The sequence below is a fragment of the Clostridium sp. HGF2 genome (assembly GCF_964240115.1).
Taxonomy (GTDB): domain Bacteria; phylum Bacillota_I; class Bacilli_A; order Erysipelotrichales; family Erysipelotrichaceae; genus Clostridium_AQ; species Clostridium_AQ innocuum.
This window is the reverse complement of the sequence record NZ_CAXSSO010000004.1, coordinates 45,987-63,624: the sequence shown is the minus strand read 5'-3', so window position 1 is coordinate 63,624 and position 17,638 is coordinate 45,987. Positions and strand designations below refer to the sequence as shown.

The following is a 17,638-nucleotide window of genomic DNA, read 5'->3' as shown; positions in this document are numbered from 1 at the left end:
TGCCGGCTTCGCATTTCTTCCACACTCAACAGAGCATTACGTTTCACTGTGACCCTGACCTCCTTTCCGATCGTCTTCATGGTCCATCCCGTCTTTCTTCCCGTATGTCTGCCAGAGTAGTTCCAGCTCCTGTCGTTCAAGTTTCTTCTCTTTGAGCAGTCTCTGTGCGATCAGGGCTACCAGATCCCAGTGCGCATACAGGACCTGTGTACAGTGCTTCCGGCAGTCTTCATACAGCGTATAGCGCTCCTGTCGCGGCATCTGCTGCAGGAGTTCGAAACACCGGTTATGGTCGTCAACTGAGGATAGCTCGGAATAGACCATCTTCTGTGCAAGCATCCCATATCTTCTCGCTGCGATATCTCCAGCGAGTAACTTGCACAGTATCATGCACAGAGGCAATTCTTGTTTCTCATAGCGGCAATATCCTCCCACCGGACCATCCTTCCCCTGCAGGAGGACGATCTCCATCGGTATCACGCCATCGTTCATCGACATGATGGCATGTCCGGCTTCATGGATGGCGATGATATCGATATCTTCCTCTGTTAGGATCGCGACTGTTTTGCGGTATGTCTGCATCCTTCCCTCATCGCAAACGCAAAAGAGTGCATGTAGTATGAGAAACACCAGATACAGCAGGGAACGTAGGATATCCGCGCCCTGATAGAGGAGGTCGGAAAAGATGGTCACATTCATATAGAAGAGGAGGAACGGGAAGCTCACCTCTTTCTGAAACAAGTAGCGTACCAGCACGATGAACAACAGGACCATCCGACACGGCAACAGGATCTCCTTCTCATCAGGGAGCGCTTTGCGTAAGCCGCAAAGCGTATAGACGCATGCGAATGTCAGGGACATCGTCAATACCACTTCGGTCAGTATGGAAAAGGAGGTCTTCAGGATACAGACCAGATGATGCGGCGTCATATGCCGGATATAGGTCCCCGCCTCATTCTTCCATAGAAGGAATCCGATGAGGAGGAAGTACGTGATCGTGACGACCACGTACGTCATTCGCTGATGACCTCCAGGATCACTGTTCTCGATCTGGAAGGCTTCGAGCGATTTTGACTGATCGACCCATCTTCATTGATAGGATCATCATCCTTTACGATGACCCTGACCTCTTTTCCGATCTTCTCCCTGCAATAGTCTGCGATCGCTTTTTTCCCGAAACGCACATATGCCGCATAAGCGATGATGGTATTGTTGTAATTCTGTAAAGTAAGTAATTGTATCTGTGGTAAGTAATCTTCTAAGGTCATGTTTTATCGCTCCCTTGCGTTTTGTCCCATCTTGTATGCGCAGACACCTAAAGAGAAGCCGGCTGCGATGAGGCAGGGGATACTGATGTAGTTCAGCTCTCCCTGCAGCATGACGATCAGTAACAGCTCCGATATACCGGCAACATAGATCCAGAAAGTGTTGTACAGACAGTCCTCTTCCGTATCTGCAGTCAGTTTCGCTTTTAAATATTTATTCTTCTTCATGTCCATCTTCTCTCTTTCTCCGATTTTCTTTTCCCAGCAGATAACAGAGGAATGCCGAGATGTTGATGATCAGGAATACGATCAGCTTCCTTATATCTTCCATCCCTCGTCCTCCTGATATCTCCTTTTCGTTCTGCATGAAATGGCAACTCCTATATCCATTCTCGTCGCTTCCATTGCTGTCACCATTTTTTTATCATGCAGATACGTCAGCTTCAGAAAGTCTTCCCTGCAGGGGGTGACTGGTCGCCCTATGATCCCGTCTCTTCGTGCTTTCCGTACCTCTCGTAACTGACGATCTCTGCGTATCTGTTCCTCTTGAAGGACAGCTTCACATGCTCGTATCAGGCATGCGAATGGTTCCGGCGTCTGTTGATCGATTCCTTCCTCCGGCAGCTGCACGTATCTCGTCTTTAGCGCCTGCAATGCTTCTGATAATCCTGTATATGTTTCATTCTTCATATGATCCCTCCTCACGATGGTCTTATCTGAAAAAACGGATATATGTATGACTTCATCCGATGATACCTTGGAGCGCTCGACAAGCTTCATGCATGACAGCTGCTTTCCAGGATCTCACGCAGCATCGCCTCCAGACGATAGATATCGCTTGCCATCTTTATCCGTACGTAGTCGCTGCCTTCCCCTTGTCTTGGTAATCGCTGAAAACATTCTTTCAAGTGATACTGTAACTCCTGTTGATGCTCTTTTGAATAACTGCGCAGGCGAGCTTCCACCTCATCCCATGTGATCTTATCGGACTCATGAACGAGCTTCAGATCATCACAGCTGTTTCCATATGTATCATCGAAGTCGATATCGCCATCTTCATCGATAGAAAAGTATACACGTTTATGGTCCTGATCTTCCATGATCACTCCATCATCTTTCATCGTTGCTTTTATCCAGTCGAAGTAAAGGGGAGTATACCGGAATGCCTCCTGTATACAGTGCTTCTGTATATCTGTCTCTGCCAGCTTCAGAGATTCGCTCTCTGTCAACGGGGTCGCATGATGCGGATAGAGTGCTTCATTGCGCCGCTGATACCACTGATGGGCCAATTCTGTCTCATCATCACCTCCGCGATGCTCATCAGATGCGACTAGATCATATACAAAGGATTCCAGCAGCTCGGAAACCTTCTGATCGTGCTGTGCTGCAGCCTTTACGAGCTGCTCTGCTTCTGTTTCTGTAAGTCTTAGCTTGATTTCATATTCTTCCATTTCTATATCCTCCTTCATCCTCTTTCCCTATGTATCGATATGTCCCTTATATCCAGCCGGAAGAATCATCTACGACCTCAGACCATACGAAGCTATAGCCGGTCGCATTCCTTCTCGTCTTTCCATTACAGCTGTCCAGGATTGTCTGGTAGCTGCAGTATTCCTTTGCCGCTGCTTCTCTGGAGCTTTTATAAAATGCGAGAATGTTCCTGTTCTCTGGATCTACCTTATAGATTCCTCTTCGTCGGCTGCGGCTTGCGAACATGCTTCCTGCCTCCTGTTTCGACAAAAGAGTCAGATTCATCAGCCTGTCATCTGTCTTCAGGCCCGTGTGGATCAAACTGTAGCGCTTCGTATCATAATTCCCATGAAAAGCTCTCCATACGAGCTGCGCGACCTTGACTTCTTTCTTGTTTATCTTGATGAAGTAGGGAGGGACGCCTTTACGCAGATACGGCTTCAGCATCCGCTCTCTTTTGTTTTTATAGATACGCTTGACTCTTCCCATATTGGAGATATAAAGATTTTTCGTCGTATCGACCAGTTCCCACACCTCCACATCGATCTCTTTCTGCGTGATCATCCGTATCGTTTCCTTCATTAAAATGGCAGATCGTCATCGGAGATATCCAATGCTGCAGTGCTTGTGAACTCACTGGAGAAGGACGGAGTGCTGTTGCTCATAGTGGTGATGCTCTGTGTGCTTTCCTGTCCGGGTACGTAAGCATGATCCGTACCTCCTGCTTTCCGGCTGTCCAGAAAGCGCACATTATCCGCGACCACCTCTGTTACATATACACGCTTGCAATCCTTGTCATCATAGCTGCGTGTCTGGATACGGCCCTCTACACCTACCAGAGAGCCCTTGTGCGTATACTTCGCTACACTGTCTGCGGTCTTGTTCCAGACGACAGTGTTGATGAAGTCAGCTTCCGGCTGTCCCTCCTGTTTGAAAAGCCGGTTGCATGCGACCGTAAAAGACACGACCGATGCGCCATTCGTCGTCTTCCGTAATACAGGGTCCTTCGTCAATCTTCCCACTAATACAACTCTATTGATCATGATAGTTCCTCCCGTCTACACATTCATATGGTATATATCCCAAGTATTCTCCTATGCTTTTATCTCCGGCCGTCACCGGTCTGAGGGCGTTCAGATCCGCCTTGCAGATATGGCATCGTATTTCGCGACTGGATAGTCTTTTATCTTCTTCGATCATACCTGGTATGTTTCTTCTCCGCAATAAACTCTTGGACCGGCATCGTCCAGGTCTCTTCGAAGTGTTCCTCTATGAAATCGAAGACCTCGGTAAGTCTTTTGTTATGGATCCATCTCATCATTTGGACGTGCTGCCGGAGACCATCACATCCACGGAACAGGTATCTCAGCATGATGACGTTTTTGTATATATTCCACTTATGATATCTCTTCATTTTGACATTCCTTTTTTGTGAATACGAGCCAATGGGTATCACCACGTCTGTTTCCGAATAAAGGCGTCGTATCCATGAGCTTCAAGACCTCATTGACTCTGATCTGACATTCGTTCCATTTGAAAATCAAGAAGCCTCCTGATTTCAACACTCTCATACATTCTTTGAACCCTTGAGCGATATCCTGCGACCATGTCTCACTGAGCTGACCATACTGAGCCTTCATGATAGAATTCGGCCCGGCCCAGCGAAGATGTGGAGGACCGAATACGACCATATCGAATCGTCCATCATCATATGGGATATTTCGAAAGTCTCCGATCACATCAGGATCGACATGGACATGCTTTCCATGGATATCTCCATGTTCTTGCCTGATATCCATATAAACGACATCGGGATGGTGTTTTTGAAACCAAAATAATTTTGATCCACAACAAACATCAAGTATTCTCTTTGCCAAGTTCATCACCGCCTAGATAGGATCTCATGTTCTCCAGCCATGCTTGGTATGCTTCTTCTCCGTAATAAGCTTTTGGATCGACTTTGAATCGCATACATTCGCTGACATAAGGATCATAGACCGCTGTATCGCCGGTATCCAGAAAGATCGTTTCCTCCCGATAATGACCGGTCTCATTGTAATACGCTTCCCATATACGGATCTGTTTTTTGATTCGTTTCAGTAGTGTGTCATCGTTATATATTTTCTTCATATCATTCAGCTCCCTTCGTTTAGCGGATATCTGCCCTCGATCTGACGTTTGTAGAAGACTTGAAGCCCATGTAAGTAAAACGCAACGATTGGGTTCAGGCGCATCCCGCATTCTGTCCGCAGCCATCGCTCCTCCCGGTCATAACGGTAGGGCAGTTCCTCATCCAGCTCGATCCTCAGGAGGAATTCTTCATGGCATGAGGACTCTTGTGCATACTGCAGATATCGCTCATATTCTATCAGGGAGATCGGTCCCTCCTTATCTGCCTTCCGGTATCGCTGTCGGTAACGTTCTATGATGTCATCATATGCAGCACTTCCAAGCCATATATGACTTTTGAAATCCCCAATAGATAGGGCATCAGCAAACTGAGAAGTCTCCATCTTGGTCCAAACATCCTTCCAGCTCACTCTCTGAGGGAAGGTGAAGACGGCATTCCCCAATGCACTGCATACGAAGATCTGATGCCTCCAAAAGAGGTATTCTGCTTTCTTTTTCGGGATCTCCGAATCTATCCAGACCAACCGCCACATATCCGTGCTGAGCTCTGTAAGAGTGAAACCTTTTCCCGATATAGGGACACTTTTCTGATATCTCCTCCAGACACTGCGGATCACATCGTGGAGTCTTCCGGCAATCTCCCCATGTCGATGTGCTACTTCCTCATCCGTGATACAACGCTTTCCATTTTCTAATACACATTCAAATTCTGCTTCAAAGTTATAGAACAGGGTATCTTCCTCGACCGGAAGCCCCATGTCTGCCGATCTATTAAAATATTCCATCATGATCTTCTGCAGGGACCCATCTGCGATCTGCTCATAAAACTCTTCCTTGTTTTTGAAATGAACCGTCAACATAGTTTCTGTCCTCCTTATATTTTCCTTCTATCGTGAAGCTACGTACCTTACACTTTCTACGAACCGCGATGAACCGGAGCAGTCAAGGAACGGAACGTAGGGTGGAGATTTTCCGATAGGAAAATACGACCCGGTCATTGACGGTGTAGGCGCATGCGGTATTCCATAGCTACATGGCAAGTTGCCATGTAGCCGCCGGCGCTCATGCCGGCAGAGTCTTTTGATTCAGCTTTTTGTATTTGTTGGGCCAGCTAAAGGTCGTTTTTGTCCTTTTCCCAGTAAAGATCAAGCTGAGAGAGGAAAATAAAACACCGCATGAGAAGCAGTGTTAAGGTATATCTATTCGTTTGTTTTATTGTAGAATACGGAAAGGTCATCACAGCGGATCTGTTCGAATCGTTTTTCCAGTTCTTTCAGCCATCCTGTAGGATATGCTACATCCGCTGCAACATCTCTGCAGTATTTGAACAGCAGATAGTGACAGATATCCTCGTCCGTTCCGAATACCCGGATCCCACGCGGATCCTCAAGGACTCTGTATCGCTCGTTTTGTTTTAGGACATATTCCCTGTCATCATCTCCATGGCCGATACAGTATTCATGGTCTTCCTCGCTGATCTCGATGATGATCCTTTGTGAAGTGGATGCCAGGTCATTCCGTAGTAAAAATAATAGTTTCGCTTGTTTCATGTATTCTTTCCTCATCTTCTTACAATGCCTGTATATCAGTAAAGAACTGATCCAGCAGGCATTGGATACTGCGATCTAATTCATAGACGTTCTGGTGATAATAGTCCAGCTGATGTTCATTCCCTGTCTCATCATGGAAGACTCCGTTACGAAACCTGGTCCTGTATTTGTGAAAGATCGACAAGACCTGTTTATAAGCCCGGCTATGCTCTGTCCGTCCGCCTTTCGCTTCATTGTAGTGTGTGAATATGATATCCTCTGCGCAAAACTTCTTCAATAGATAATTCGTCGTATATTCGATGGTCTGTTTTGCGAAATTCAATGCAGCGATGCGTCTGCGTACATAGCGATGATACTCCGGCTTGCATTCCGTCTTATGGAGCCGTTTTCCTTTCTTGACATGATCCGTCTTACCACACACTCGCAATACTGTGTCCAGGAACTTTTGACGCAGCTTCCAAATGAATTCATCCCACAGATTACGGCCACTCTGCATGTCTTTCCCGTAAACGAAGTTCTGCAGGGAATTGCTGAAGATGGCCTTCGATGGGATACGGTTACCATCCTTATCCAGTCGATAGTCACCGGCTCTATATTTCAACACCTTGTATCTTTCCGGACAATCCGCACTTGCGAATCTTCCGGTCCTGCTGTCGAACCAGCCATCCTTCTTGTAAACCATCCATTGTGTCCTGGCGATATAGATCCTGTCTATCATGGTTATTCTAGCATAAGTGCCGCATCCCATGGTGATATTTTCAACGAAATAAGGGATCGGCTGTTTCAGACCACACAGCTGCAGGACGTACTGACGTATGAAGCGTTTCCGTTCCTCAATGGTCTGGAGCTTCTTCGGATACAGGACTGTGATGGAGACCGCATAACGGGTATTGCGTTTCTTCGTGCAGGCATGATCCATGAAATCCAGGTAGGCATCAAGAAAGGTGTCTTTCTGCATGGGAAGCTCCATGTCGAAGAAAAAAGGAGTATCCTCTATATACTTCAGAAAAGCATCCCTGTTCAAAGGGGAGAAGTGGATATAAACACCCTTGGAATATCCATCTACGAAGAGTTCGTCTGATACGAAGTCGAAACGATAGTTCTTCGACTTATAGCATTTGATGAGATCATCGAATATCATCTGGTCGAGTTCCATTTTATGATTCCTTTCTTTATTTTTTTATGTCTGAAGATAGCACTGATAGATTGCCATACGCTATCAGAGCAGCGCTCTCTTATCTATACACAAGCTCGTACGCGACTTGTTTATATAGACTTTTATTCATAGTTTAATTTTAATTTCAAACTTTATTTCAAAGCTTCAGAGCATCGTTTTGTCATGATATATATAAATCTTTATCTAAAAATGAGAAAAGCCTTCTACAAGGCTTTTCCGGTCGTTGTAGCGAGTATTTTCGTTTGAGACACTTTTTCTTCGAGGGTGGAATTTATGAAGTGATGAAAATACTAAAAACTTTATTCTCAGTTCTAAGATAAAGTATAGTCGTTTTACATCATTACTTGAAAAAAGAAAATCAAACCTATGATATAGATTAGAATACTAAACACTATATACAAAAGCCAAACTACAACGATCAAAATATAGAAAAAACGTATGAATGAATAGATATATGTGATCGGACATCTCGTTTCGTATTCTATTTTAAAAGATAGATTGTTTATTCGGGGACCGAGGTCGAGATCCCACTCTGGCTGATCATCAAAGAGAAGGCAAAGCCATATACCGTTATTTAATATAAATATCATTACGATATTCTCATAGATATACTCACAGATCTTGATAAACAACTGAACCACCTCCTGTCACTCTATATATTGATATTCATCAAAATGTCATATTCAATATAGACCATCAGACAAAGCGCTGTCTTCATATATGTTCGTGATGATATATCGTTTATCTTTTTTCGTAACCTCCATACGGCACAGATATCGTTCTTGATCGCTGAAATCTCCTCGTGTGACGCGCTGTGTATAGATCACAGAGACTTCGTAGCTTCCTTCTTTCTTCCATCGATAACTGTATCGTGTATCTGTGATCTTCGTTTTCGTGATAGAATCCTTATCTACCTTTGCAGCCTGTTCTTTTTCGGCTTGTATTTCCTCCTTGCTCATCTCAGGGGACAATGTCTCATACATGCTGTCACTCAGTATATCCTTTACTTTATCCAGACGCTCGTAATAGATATCTGTTGAGCTTCCGCTCTTCATCACCTTGATATATCGTACTGCCGGCTCTGTATAACGCTCAGGAGCTTCCTTCTGCTCTGCATCTACTAGCTTTGTCTTTTCTTCACTATCATCCTTCGTAGAGTTCCTCTGCTTTTGGACCTCTGAAACTGCAGGCTCCTGTTCTTTTTCTTCCATAAGCATACTTTTCGTACCAAACCCTATTCCTGCACCCAGACAGATGCATACGGCTGATAGGATGACATCCTTCTTCTTTATCAATTCGGATCACCTTCCATTTCCTCATCGTTTTTTAAAGTTCATGATCTTCTCAGGATCGACGAGTCCATCCTTCGTTGCGATATGCGCAGTCCCTTTGTGGATCTCGATATGTAGATGCGATGCCGTGCTGTTACCGCTATGTCCCTGTTCGCCGATCTTTTGGCCTTTCTTTACTTTCTGTCCCTTGCTGACTAGGGTCCTTTTCATATGGCATAAGAAGATATAATAATCTTCTTTCTTGTTGGTGACCTTCAGCATGACGTAATTTCCACCACCGATATAGCCTCCGCTATAGGGACAGGAATTCCCCAAATAACCATCGCTTGGCGGACAATCGTTAGATACCTCATAGACGATCCCTGCGGCAGGTGCATAGATATTTGCGCCATAGCCTCCATCGATATCCGTTCCATAGTGATAATCTCCGAGACTTCGTTGTCCTACACTGCTCGTCAGTGTATAACTCTTCATCGGTACTAAAAAAGCATCTTTTCCTTCGATCCCGATAGCAGCTGTTTCGTAATATTCCATGACCTTATCGACATAGTTCGGATCGCCATAAACAGACCATCCCATTTTGGCTGCCATCATTGCAGAAAATTCTTTCGCATTCTCTAATGTCCATTTTCCACCTTTGTTCGCATCGACCCATTCGATATAGCCACTTCCAAAATTATATCCGGCCAAAGCCACCTTTATCCTTTCCTTATCTTCTCCGGATTTCACTCCTGCTTTCTTCAATACGGAGCGCAGCTCCTGTATCCCGCAATCTATGGAATATTCAGGATCACGGATGCCATTGGGTACCTTTGGATATTTCTTGTTAAAAGGACCCTCTGCAGCCTGCATCGGGTCCATACCTTCACCATGAGATTCCACTTCCATCACACAGAGGATCAATTCGACATGATCCGCCATGTCATAGACCTCTGCTCTTTTCGTCACATAGGGACGATATCTTTCGACTGCTTCACTCAATAGGGAAGTCGAAAGATCGATATCATCTTCGGTACTGCCACCTCCGATACCGACCGCCGCAAACATCATGATCACGAGAAAGAAGGCTACTCCTATGAGCATCACCTTCTTCGCTGATCCGGAGATCATGCAGCGTCATCCTTTCGGATACAATCTTCAAAATGTAAGATAGGTACACCCAATACCTTACACATCCGTATCAGAGTAGGAAGCTGGATACTCCTCCTACCTTTCAATACCTCTAGGATATAAGGTAATGGTTCATCCAGCTTTCTGGCAAATTCTTCTTTCGATATCTTCTTCTCCCGCAGGATCCGTTTCAGCTTATCGGCCAGTCTTTCATTCGTTATCCCTTTTTGTGGGCTTGGTCCTTTTTTCTTCTTTCTTTTCTTTTTGGATGTCATTCTCTTCCTCCTTCTATAAGTATAAGATATCTTTTTTCGTTATAAGGTTTCGATCCCCAGCAGCTCGAGGACGCGCGCAAGATCGAGATCATCCTTTATCTTGATACTGATCTGCTTGTCCGTGATCTTCACTGGAAGTCTGAGCACATCATGCATCGAATTCTGTATATCTTCGTATTTTAAAGATCGCGATTCTTTTTTCTCCTTATTTGGATGCTCCTCCAATAGATTGAGATAGTCCTGAACGGAACGTGCACTGAATCCGGTATCCATTGCGATCCACTCTCTTTTGAGTGTTCCGGTAGGTATGAGCCCTTCCTCTTTCGTTTGTTGGTAGTCCAGCAGCGATTCTTTTACGATCTGCAATTTCAGCTCTTTTGGTAAGGTTTCCCGGTTTGCATTCCCTCTGCGGACGAATCTGCGGATCTCACGCATCGTAAGCTCCTGCATTTTGACGATGGCCGGGATCTCTTCCCAGCGTTCATCACCTTTTTCATAATTTAGCAGCATCGCGCGATACCGTCGTTCTCCGCTCAGGATCATATAGCGCCCATCTGCCTTGCGATATAGGGTGATAGGGTGGAGCAGTCCGCATTCGCTTATGTTCTGTGCGAGCTGTTCGATCTCCTGCATCGGATACATATTATACTCACAGGGGTCGATGTCGTAGATAAAGATCCGCTTATAACGCATATCCTTCGAGGTATCGTTCAGCATTTCTCCGATGACATCAGTCATGTAACATCACCTCCAGTTCATCAAGAAAGTTTCGGTAGTCATCTGCGATGGAGGACGATGGGAGATCCAGTACGGTCTTTCTTTCTCTGACTGCTTTTTCTACCGGCTTGCTTTGATCACGGATCATCGTCTGAAATACCTTATCTCCGAAAGCAGAGCGTATCTCTGCGATATTCTCACGATATTCGATATTATCCTTCCGTTTGACGATCAAGATCCTGTAATCGATATCCAAGTCTTCATACAGATCCTTCAAAGCGTTGATTTCATTGAGCGTCAATGCCAGACCTTGCATGGAGTCATCTGCAGGACTGACTGGGATGATGACCAAAGGCTCCGTATATAGGACATTGACCGATACGAGGGATTTGACAGGGGAGCAGTCGAAGATCATATAGTCATAATCGTTCTTGATGAAATTCGTAGCTCTCTTCAACTTATTCTCTCTGGTACCATCACTGAGACGGAGCTTCGTATCAGCCAAATAGAGCGTCAGATCACTGGGGATGATATCCAGATTCGCATAGGATGTATGTTGGATACAAGAGCTAACTGCTTTCGGACTTTCGAAGATCGTAGAGATCGTTGCGCCATGATCCTGATTCATATAACGATGGATGAAGGCTGCTTCTTTATCTCCATCGAGACTGCTTTCATAATACGCAGGGTCTCGTTTTAATTTTTTGTCGATGAAAGACTTTGAACAGTTGGCTTGGCCGTCAGCATCAGCAAGTAATATACGGATACCTTTTTTGGACAGTCCGACAGCCAGATGTTTTGCGGTGGTCGTTTTTCCATCTCCACCTTTGATGTTATAGATTGCGATCGTTTTCATAATAGTTTTTCCTCCATGCGGTTTCTTCCGCTATACACGATAGATCTTCAAAAATAAGTAATGGCTCACAGCGATGAATGATCTGCGATAGAAGTAAAATCCTTCACATATTTTACTCGACGGGCTGATCTTCCTTTTTCTGTTTCCAATTCTTCATAGGTGACTCTTTGACCTCTGTAAAGTCTCTTGAAGCCTGGTTCTTTTATATCTGTGTAATGAACCATACTGGAAACACCATCATCAGATAATAGGAAACCATAACCTTTTTCATCGCTGAACCAAATACAGGTACCATGGACGCAACGATCTTCATCCTTAGATAGCATGAACACACCTCCTTCCATTGTCGTATCCACGAAGTCGAAAAGACTTATTGGTACAAGAAAACTGCCGAAAACAAAAAAGTCTCAGCAGTTCTATGTAACAACGAGTCAAAGACCCGTTTATAAAACTATAATCATCAAAACACCGATATCTTTCGCATCCCTCGGCCGGGCAGCACTAAACAGCTATCGCTAGCATTCATTGGATTCACACCAACTCCTCCACGGAGCATTTTATTTATAAGTATCATTATACGAAGGTCCTGGCGAACCGGCTTTCGAGACCGCTTTTTCTGCCTGATATGGATCGCTCTTGTATTCTTGATTTCTTTCTGAATTCAAAAATACCGTCTTGGCGTATCATCAGATGTCGCTCACTTCTTGTTTTAGTGCTCGCTATTTTATTTTCAAAGATCATGGATCATGGACCATGGTGGAGGAAAAAGAAAAAGGGATGTATAAGGAGAAATATTCCTTACACATCCCGTGTACATATCGTACGAACTCGCTTCCGATTTTTCGTAAAATTTAACAAAAATGCCCAGAGCCATAGGCTCTGAGCACAAATCTTACTCATAATGGAGCGGGTGATGAGAATCGAACTCACGTAGTCAGCTTGGAAGGCTGAAGTTCTACCATTGAACTACACCCGCATCTCTTGATTGCTCTAATAATATACACTATTTTTTTAGATTATGCAACACTTTTTTTAATTTTTTTCGTTTTTTTTACCGATAGGCTCCTATTCCTCTGTGAGAGCCTGTAAAAATACAAGAGATATCTTGGGGATTGATTTGTTATAGACTGATACTCACTCACGCTATGGTTTTCTGAGTTTCTCCAAACGTCAAGGTGAATATTGACCAAGGCACTACTTTTACCGGAAGGAAACCTCGTTACGATAGCTCTAATATACGCATATCCCTTTCAAATCTGTAAAAGCTGTTTATCTTGCTGTTTCCATCGTTTATACTGCAAGAGATTTGGATATCAACCACGGCCTGATAAAAACACCTTCTCATACACTTTTATGCAGCATATGAGAAGGTGTTTGGTTAATTTTTAGGCACCAGAGAAATTACACGGTCTGCCAAAACACTGAATGGCATTGTCTGCAGCCAGATTTTGCCGGGACCGCTTAACGTCGCAAGGAACATCCCTTCACCACTGAAAAACTTGTTTTTCAATCCCTTTACCGTTGTGATATCAAAGTGTACAGATTCCTCGAATCCGGCGATATACCCCTGATCCACCTGCAAGGTTTCACCGGGAGCCAGTGTTTTTTCGATGATATCTCCATCTATCTCAAGGAAGGCTGTACCGTTTCCTGTCAGCTTCTGTAAGACAAAGCCCTCACCGCCGAAAAATCCGGTACCCAGTTTTTTGCGGAAATGTGCCTGTAGATTCACACCGTCCTCTGCAGCAAGAAAGGCGTTTTTCTGAACAATGAGCGTCTTTCCATCATGCAGGGTAACCGGCAGAATCTTACCTGGAAAGCTGGAGCCGAAGGCGATTTCCGCATGGTCGTGACTGCTGGTATACGTGGTTAGAAAAATAGACTCGCCGGACATGGCACGTCCCAGTCCCTTCAGCAGCCCTCCACGGGTATTGGAATCCATAGAGAACCCTTCTTCCATCCAGCACATTCCACCGGATTCAGTAAACATTTTTTCCCCGCGATCCAGCTTGCAGACAACGGCCGGCAGCTGTCCGCCGATAATTTCATATTTCATTGAATCTCCTCCTGTCGTATGATATCTTTATTCTATCATATTTGGAAAATATTTACCTTTTCTATTGTACAAAAGTGCGATAAAATTAGAGCAGAAAGTGAGGACATACGATGATACATGTAGGAATTATGGGTCTGGGACAGATTGCGCATCGAGTAGCTAAGGGAATCTGCTATGCAGAAAACGCAGAGCTGTATGCGGTTGGCTCACGCTCCTTAGAAAAAGCAAGGGAATTTCAGAGACTATATGGAGCTCAAAAAATTTATGACAGCTATGAAAGACTCCTGCAGGATCCGCAGGTGGAGATGGTATATATATGCACACCAAATCATTTGCATTTCGAGCATATTCAAAACGCTTTGCGCCATGGAAAGCATGTTTTATGTGAAAAGCCGCTGGTGGCGAATGCTGAGCAGCTAAAGGAGTGCTTTCAGCTGGCACGCAGCAGCAATCTGTTTCTGATGGAAGCAGAAAAGACATTATTTACGCCGCTGAACAGAAAACTCAAGCAGCTGGTGAAGGAAGGAGTGATTGGACAGCTTCGGTATGTGGAGGGCAGCTATTCCTATCCAATCGATCTTTCAGAAATGAAGGAGGATCACTGGTGCTTCTCTAAAGAAGCAGGCGGCAGCGTCTATGATGTCGGTGTGTATCCGATCTGTTATGCGAACTGGTTTTCCGATGGATGTATCTCTGACATTCAGGCGGTCAAGGATTGTGCAGCAGGGGGCTATGATATGTTCACACAGGCGTTGCTCACCTACGATAACGGCGTAATTGCCAGTGTGCGCAGTGGCTGGAAGCAGTGGATGGATAATCGCGGAGTGTTGTATGGCAGTAAGGGAAGCATTGAGACAGAAAACTTCTGGAAGAATACCCGAGCGATTCTAAAAAGGGATGGTATCTGTACCCCCATCGAGGTTGACATGAAATCCGACTTTACCGGAGAGGTGGAGCATGCGGCGGCATGCATACAGCAGGGGCTGCTGGAGAGCCCGATTCTGGGAGAGCGGCAGAGCATGGAAATTATGAAAGTTCTGGAATATGTGAAATCTCTTTAAAATTTCTGAAAGTTTTTCATTACGGATTGAATAATTTTCATAAAAATAGTAAAATAATACGCAGTGAAAGGTGAGGTAATTGTAATGAAAATTGAATCGAAATGTCTGCATGCAGGCTATGAACCGAAAAACGGAGAACCTCGTGTTCTGCCGATTTACCAGAGTACGACCTATAAATATGACTCTACAGACTTTGTCGGACAGCTGTTTGACCTGACAGCGGAGGGACACATGTATTCCCGTATCTCCAATCCGACGGTGGATGCGGTAGAGAAAAAAATCGCAGCACTGGAGGGTGGTGTCGGAGCACTTTGTACAACATCCGGACAGTCCGCAACCTTCCTTGCTTTAATGAATGTGCTGGAAAGCGGAGACCATCTGGTTGCTTCCTCTACCATTTACGGAGGTTCAGTCAATCTGTTGTCTATCACCTTCCGAAAATTCGGCATCGAAGTGTCCTATGTGGATCCGGATGCGGCTGCAGAGGAAATCGAAAAGCTGATTCGCCCGAATACGAAAGCGGTATTTGGAGAGATTATGGCAAACCCTGCCATGAATGTACTGGATATTGAGAAATTTGCCAGTGTCGCACATGCACATGATATTCCGCTGTTTGTCGATAATACCTTTGCAACGCCTGTCCTGTGTCAGCCGTTTCGTTTCGGTGCGGACATCGTCATTCACAGCACAACAAAATATATGGATGGACATGCCCTGCAGGTTGGCGGTGTTATCGTTGATGGGGGAACCTTCAACTGGGCAAACGGCAAATTCCCGGGTCTGAGCACACCGGATGCCTCCTATCATGGTATCGTGTATACGGATACCTTCAAGGAAGCAGCTTATATCACCAAGGCCAGAGTTCAGCTGATGCGTGATCTGGGCTGTTATCCGGCTGCGCATTCTGCATTCCTGTTGAATCTGGGGCTGGAAACGCTGGCAGTCCGTATGGAACGTCATTGTGCGAATGCACAAAGAACGGCTGAATTTCTGGAATCACAGGACGCGGTGGAATTTGTAAACTATCCGGGTCTCAAGCAGAATAAATATCACGCCCTGGCACAGAAATATCTGCCGAAGGGATGCTGTGGCGTTATTTCCTTCTCCATCAAGGGAGGAAGAGAGCGCGCAGCTGCTTTCATCGATCATTTGAAGATGGTTTCTCTGGAAGTCCATGTTGCGGATATTCGCACCTGTATTCTGCATCCGGCAAGCTCTACACACCGGCAGCTTACGGATGAACAGCTGGTAAACTGCGGTATCACACCGGGATTGATTCGACTGTCCTGCGGAATAGAGCATATTGATGATATCCTGGAAGATTTAACACAGGCGTTCGCACAGATATAGGAGATGAAACAGCATGCCGATCAATATACCGAATGGCCTGCCAGCCAAGCAGATACTGGAAAGTGAAAAAATCTTTGCACTGGAAGAGGATGTAGCAAGAAAGCAGGATATCCGCCCGCTGAGAATTGTTATCCTCAATCTGATGCCCAAAAAAATTGAAACGGAAACACAGATTCTGCGTCTGATATCCAAATCCCCATTACAGGTGGATATCGATTTTATGATGGTCAGCAATCATGTTTCCAAAAACACGAGTGCAGATCATCTGTTGAAGTTCTATGATGATTTTTCGACGCTGAAAAAGAACCGTTATGACTGTTTGATCATAACCGGTGCACCGGTGGAGCATCTGGAATTTGAGGATGTCGACTACTGGGACGAACTATGTGAAATCATGGAATGGAGCAAAACTCATGTGTACTCCACGCTGCATATCTGCTGGGGTGCACAGGCAGGATTGTATTATCATTATCATATTCAGAAGCATTTGATGAAGCAGAAGGTATTTGGTATTTATCCGCAAACGTTATGTGATGAATACAATTTTCTGACAAATGGCTTTGATGAAATACATTACACTCCGCATTCCCGCCATACTGCCATTGATGAACATGCACTGGCTAAGCAGGAAGCCCTTGAAATTTTATCCCGCTCGGATGTAACCGGCAGCAATATTGTTGCGACCGGAGATTTCCGGGAAATTTATATCCTGGGGCATCTGGAATATGGCAAGGAAACACTGGCGCAGGAATATTTCCGCGATCTTTCGCAGGGTAAGGAAATTCAGCTTCCCTTTAATTATTTCCCTGAGGATGATCCACAGCAGGAGCCTGTTTTAACATGGCGTTCTCATGCAAATCTGTTGTATCGCAACTGGCTGAATTACGTATATCAGATGACACCGTATGACCTGCAGGAATTAAGTGCTTATAAACAAGAACATAACGTGGCTGCAGCGTCTGTATGAATAGAAATAATATCCTGATATGATACAGGGTATACATGCCATGGAGATCCAGTGCCTTGTGTGTTGTAACAGGCTTAAGGTGCAGGCCGTTTTCACAGAGAACTGCGTTTCTTGAAAAATACAGGAAGTCAATGAACGATGAGTTTAAACAGCCTGTTAATCGAAACATCTATCTGCAGTCACCGAGCGAATGGGTAGAAATCAAGCTTTGATTGGATGATTTCTATCCTTTTTTATTTCTCAGATACTCGTTATGAGATCACAGCATTGACAAATCAGACCCCATAGGCAGCATAGCAAGCAAGGGATGTGCCCCAGTTATTTTGATGATTTGCAGCTTTCATTGTTCAAATAGGATAGTT

22 protein-coding genes and 1 tRNA gene are annotated in these 17,638 nt (G+C 44.8%); 3 read left to right on the top strand and 20 right to left on the bottom strand.

Going from position 1 to position 17,638, the window contains the following annotated elements; all coding sequences use genetic code 11:
* Positions 1-36 precede the first annotated feature (36 nt).
* The 20 genes from ACESPQ_RS08505 to ACESPQ_RS08410 all read right to left on the bottom strand — a co-directional run bounded on the left by ACESPQ_RS08505 (position 37) and on the right by ACESPQ_RS08410 (position 13,898).
* Positions 37-1,017, bottom strand: a complete 981-nt coding sequence (locus ACESPQ_RS08505; protein ID WP_257337755.1) for a hypothetical protein — start codon at positions 1,015-1,017, stop codon at positions 37-39.
* Positions 1,014-1,268 (bottom strand): hypothetical protein, encoded by a 255-nt coding sequence (locus ACESPQ_RS08500; protein ID WP_002611232.1) that lies wholly within the window; start codon positions 1,266-1,268, stop codon positions 1,014-1,016. Before ACESPQ_RS08500 ends, ACESPQ_RS08505 begins: the two co-directional genes overlap by 4 nt.
* A gap of 3 nt (positions 1,269-1,271) precedes the next feature.
* Positions 1,272-1,493, bottom strand: coding sequence for a hypothetical protein (locus tag ACESPQ_RS08495; RefSeq protein ID WP_373144255.1), 222 nt, complete (start codon positions 1,491-1,493; stop codon positions 1,272-1,274).
* A gap of 90 nt (positions 1,494-1,583) precedes the next feature.
* Positions 1,584-1,955 carry a hypothetical protein gene (locus ACESPQ_RS08490; protein ID WP_002611238.1) on the bottom strand — a complete coding sequence of 124 codons (372 nt, stop codon included), beginning with the start codon at positions 1,953-1,955 and terminating at the stop codon, positions 1,584-1,586.
* Positions 1,956-2,041: 86 nt separating this feature from the next.
* A complete protein-coding gene (locus ACESPQ_RS08485; RefSeq protein ID WP_008729102.1) occupies positions 2,042-2,716 on the bottom strand; it encodes a hypothetical protein in 675 nt (224 codons plus the stop codon).
* A gap of 46 nt (positions 2,717-2,762) precedes the next feature.
* Positions 2,763-3,299, bottom strand: coding sequence for an NUMOD4 domain-containing protein (locus ACESPQ_RS08480; protein WP_038274772.1), 537 nt, complete (start codon positions 3,297-3,299; stop codon positions 2,763-2,765).
* A 17-nt stretch (positions 3,300-3,316) separates the two neighbouring features.
* Positions 3,317-3,778 (bottom strand): single-stranded DNA-binding protein, encoded by a 462-nt coding sequence (ssb, locus tag ACESPQ_RS08475; RefSeq protein WP_109771459.1) that lies wholly within the window; start codon positions 3,776-3,778, stop codon positions 3,317-3,319.
* Between the two features lie 354 nt (positions 3,779-4,132).
* Positions 4,133-4,534, bottom strand: coding sequence for an SAM-dependent methyltransferase (locus ACESPQ_RS08470; protein ID WP_347285935.1), 402 nt, complete (start codon positions 4,532-4,534; stop codon positions 4,133-4,135).
* Between the two features lie 58 nt (positions 4,535-4,592).
* Complete coding sequence (locus ACESPQ_RS08465; RefSeq protein ID WP_002611900.1) at positions 4,593-4,865, bottom strand: hypothetical protein; 273 nt, start codon at positions 4,863-4,865, stop codon at positions 4,593-4,595.
* Between the two features lie 5 nt (positions 4,866-4,870).
* On the bottom strand, positions 4,871-5,725 hold the full coding sequence (locus ACESPQ_RS08460; protein ID WP_109771457.1) for a hypothetical protein: 855 nt from the start codon (positions 5,723-5,725) through the stop codon (positions 4,871-4,873).
* 339 nt (positions 5,726-6,064) lie between these two features.
* Positions 6,065-6,415, bottom strand: a complete 351-nt coding sequence (locus ACESPQ_RS08455; protein ID WP_002611897.1) for a hypothetical protein — start codon at positions 6,413-6,415, stop codon at positions 6,065-6,067.
* 19 nt (positions 6,416-6,434) lie between these two features.
* Positions 6,435-7,571, bottom strand: a complete 1,137-nt coding sequence (locus ACESPQ_RS08450) for a hypothetical protein (RefSeq protein WP_257337749.1) — start codon at positions 7,569-7,571, stop codon at positions 6,435-6,437.
* 704 nt (positions 7,572-8,275) lie between these two features.
* Positions 8,276-8,887, bottom strand: a complete 612-nt coding sequence (locus tag ACESPQ_RS08445) for a hypothetical protein (RefSeq protein ID WP_002611894.1) — start codon at positions 8,885-8,887, stop codon at positions 8,276-8,278.
* Between the two features lie 21 nt (positions 8,888-8,908).
* On the bottom strand, positions 8,909-9,994 hold the full coding sequence (locus ACESPQ_RS08440) for a lysozyme family protein (protein WP_002611893.1): 1,086 nt from the start codon (positions 9,992-9,994) through the stop codon (positions 8,909-8,911).
* On the bottom strand, positions 9,991-10,269 hold the full coding sequence (locus ACESPQ_RS08435) for a helix-turn-helix domain-containing protein (protein ID WP_002611892.1): 279 nt from the start codon (positions 10,267-10,269) through the stop codon (positions 9,991-9,993). Before ACESPQ_RS08435 ends, ACESPQ_RS08440 begins: the two co-directional genes overlap by 4 nt.
* Before the next feature lie 39 nt (positions 10,270-10,308).
* Positions 10,309-11,007, bottom strand: coding sequence for a ParB/RepB/Spo0J family partition protein (locus ACESPQ_RS08430; protein WP_002611891.1), 699 nt, complete (start codon positions 11,005-11,007; stop codon positions 10,309-10,311).
* The gene (locus ACESPQ_RS08425) at positions 11,000-11,842 is read right to left on the bottom strand and encodes a ParA family protein (RefSeq protein ID WP_002611890.1); all 843 of its coding nucleotides are present in this window, start codon (positions 11,840-11,842) and stop codon (positions 11,000-11,002) included. Before ACESPQ_RS08425 ends, ACESPQ_RS08430 begins: the two co-directional genes overlap by 8 nt.
* Before the next feature lie 65 nt (positions 11,843-11,907).
* The gene (locus ACESPQ_RS08420) at positions 11,908-12,168 is read right to left on the bottom strand and encodes a cold-shock protein (RefSeq protein WP_002611889.1); all 261 of its coding nucleotides are present in this window, start codon (positions 12,166-12,168) and stop codon (positions 11,908-11,910) included.
* A 576-nt stretch (positions 12,169-12,744) separates the two neighbouring features.
* Positions 12,745-12,818: transfer RNA gene (locus ACESPQ_RS08415), tRNA-Gly, on the bottom strand.
* 402 nt (positions 12,819-13,220) lie between these two features.
* A complete protein-coding gene (locus ACESPQ_RS08410) occupies positions 13,221-13,898 on the bottom strand; it encodes a TIGR00266 family protein (RefSeq protein ID WP_008729216.1) in 678 nt (225 codons plus the stop codon).
* Positions 13,899-14,008: 110 nt separating this feature from the next.
* Between ACESPQ_RS08410 and ACESPQ_RS08405 the strand changes: the two genes are divergently transcribed.
* The 3 genes from ACESPQ_RS08405 to metA all read left to right on the top strand — a co-directional run bounded on the left by ACESPQ_RS08405 (position 14,009) and on the right by metA (position 17,276).
* A complete protein-coding gene (locus tag ACESPQ_RS08405) occupies positions 14,009-14,959 on the top strand; it encodes a Gfo/Idh/MocA family protein (RefSeq protein WP_002611469.1) in 951 nt (316 codons plus the stop codon).
* Positions 14,960-15,043: 84 nt separating this feature from the next.
* Positions 15,044-16,309: an O-acetylhomoserine aminocarboxypropyltransferase/cysteine synthase family protein gene (locus ACESPQ_RS08400; protein WP_044903330.1), complete on the top strand. Its 1,266-nt coding sequence runs from the start codon at positions 15,044-15,046 to the stop codon at positions 16,307-16,309.
* A 13-nt stretch (positions 16,310-16,322) separates the two neighbouring features.
* Entirely contained in the window at positions 16,323-17,276 is a 954-nt protein-coding gene (gene metA, locus ACESPQ_RS08395) for a homoserine O-succinyltransferase (RefSeq protein WP_002611466.1), read from the top strand.
* Positions 17,277-17,638 lie beyond the last annotated feature (362 nt).

Excerpts from the sequence above, each read along its gene's own strand:
- ACESPQ_RS08505 (WP_257337755.1), bottom strand. The coding sequence starts at position 1,017 with ATGACGTACGTGGTCGTCACGATCACGTACTTCCTCCTCATCGGATTC.
- ACESPQ_RS08500 (WP_002611232.1), bottom strand. The coding sequence starts at position 1,268 with ATGACCTTAGAAGATTACTTACCACAGATACAATTACTTACTTTACAG.
- ACESPQ_RS08495 (WP_373144255.1), bottom strand. The coding sequence starts at position 1,493 with ATGAAGAAGAATAAATATTTAAAAGCGAAACTGACTGCAGATACGGAA.
- ACESPQ_RS08490 (WP_002611238.1), bottom strand. The coding sequence starts at position 1,955 with ATGAAGAATGAAACATATACAGGATTATCAGAAGCATTGCAGGCGCTA.
- ACESPQ_RS08485 (WP_008729102.1), bottom strand. The coding sequence starts at position 2,716 with ATGGAAGAATATGAAATCAAGCTAAGACTTACAGAAACAGAAGCAGAG.
- ACESPQ_RS08480 (WP_038274772.1), bottom strand. The coding sequence starts at position 3,299 with ATGATCACGCAGAAAGAGATCGATGTGGAGGTGTGGGAACTGGTCGAT.
- ssb (WP_109771459.1), bottom strand. The coding sequence starts at position 3,778 with ATGATCAATAGAGTTGTATTAGTGGGAAGATTGACGAAGGACCCTGTA.
- ACESPQ_RS08470 (WP_347285935.1), bottom strand. The coding sequence starts at position 4,534 with ATGGATATCAGGCAAGAACATGGAGATATCCATGGAAAGCATGTCCAT.
- ACESPQ_RS08465 (WP_002611900.1), bottom strand. The coding sequence starts at position 4,865 with ATGAAGAAAATATATAACGATGACACACTACTGAAACGAATCAAAAAA.
- ACESPQ_RS08460 (WP_109771457.1), bottom strand. The coding sequence starts at position 5,725 with ATGTTGACGGTTCATTTCAAAAACAAGGAAGAGTTTTATGAGCAGATC.
- ACESPQ_RS08455 (WP_002611897.1), bottom strand. The coding sequence starts at position 6,415 with ATGAAACAAGCGAAACTATTATTTTTACTACGGAATGACCTGGCATCC.
- ACESPQ_RS08450 (WP_257337749.1), bottom strand. The coding sequence starts at position 7,571 with ATGGAACTCGACCAGATGATATTCGATGATCTCATCAAATGCTATAAG.
- ACESPQ_RS08440 (WP_002611893.1), bottom strand. The coding sequence starts at position 9,994 with ATGATCTCCGGATCAGCGAAGAAGGTGATGCTCATAGGAGTAGCCTTC.
- ACESPQ_RS08435 (WP_002611892.1), bottom strand. The coding sequence starts at position 10,269 with ATGACATCCAAAAAGAAAAGAAAGAAGAAAAAAGGACCAAGCCCACAA.
- ACESPQ_RS08430 (WP_002611891.1), bottom strand. The coding sequence starts at position 11,007 with ATGACTGATGTCATCGGAGAAATGCTGAACGATACCTCGAAGGATATG.
- ACESPQ_RS08425 (WP_002611890.1), bottom strand. The coding sequence starts at position 11,842 with ATGAAAACGATCGCAATCTATAACATCAAAGGTGGAGATGGAAAAACG.
- ACESPQ_RS08420 (WP_002611889.1), bottom strand. The coding sequence starts at position 12,168 with ATGCTATCTAAGGATGAAGATCGTTGCGTCCATGGTACCTGTATTTGG.
- ACESPQ_RS08410 (WP_008729216.1), bottom strand. The coding sequence starts at position 13,898 with ATGAAATATGAAATTATCGGCGGACAGCTGCCGGCCGTTGTCTGCAAG.
- ACESPQ_RS08405 (WP_002611469.1), top strand. The coding sequence starts at position 14,009 with ATGATACATGTAGGAATTATGGGTCTGGGACAGATTGCGCATCGAGTA.
- ACESPQ_RS08400 (WP_044903330.1), top strand. The coding sequence starts at position 15,044 with ATGAAAATTGAATCGAAATGTCTGCATGCAGGCTATGAACCGAAAAAC.
- metA (WP_002611466.1), top strand. The coding sequence starts at position 16,323 with ATGCCGATCAATATACCGAATGGCCTGCCAGCCAAGCAGATACTGGAA.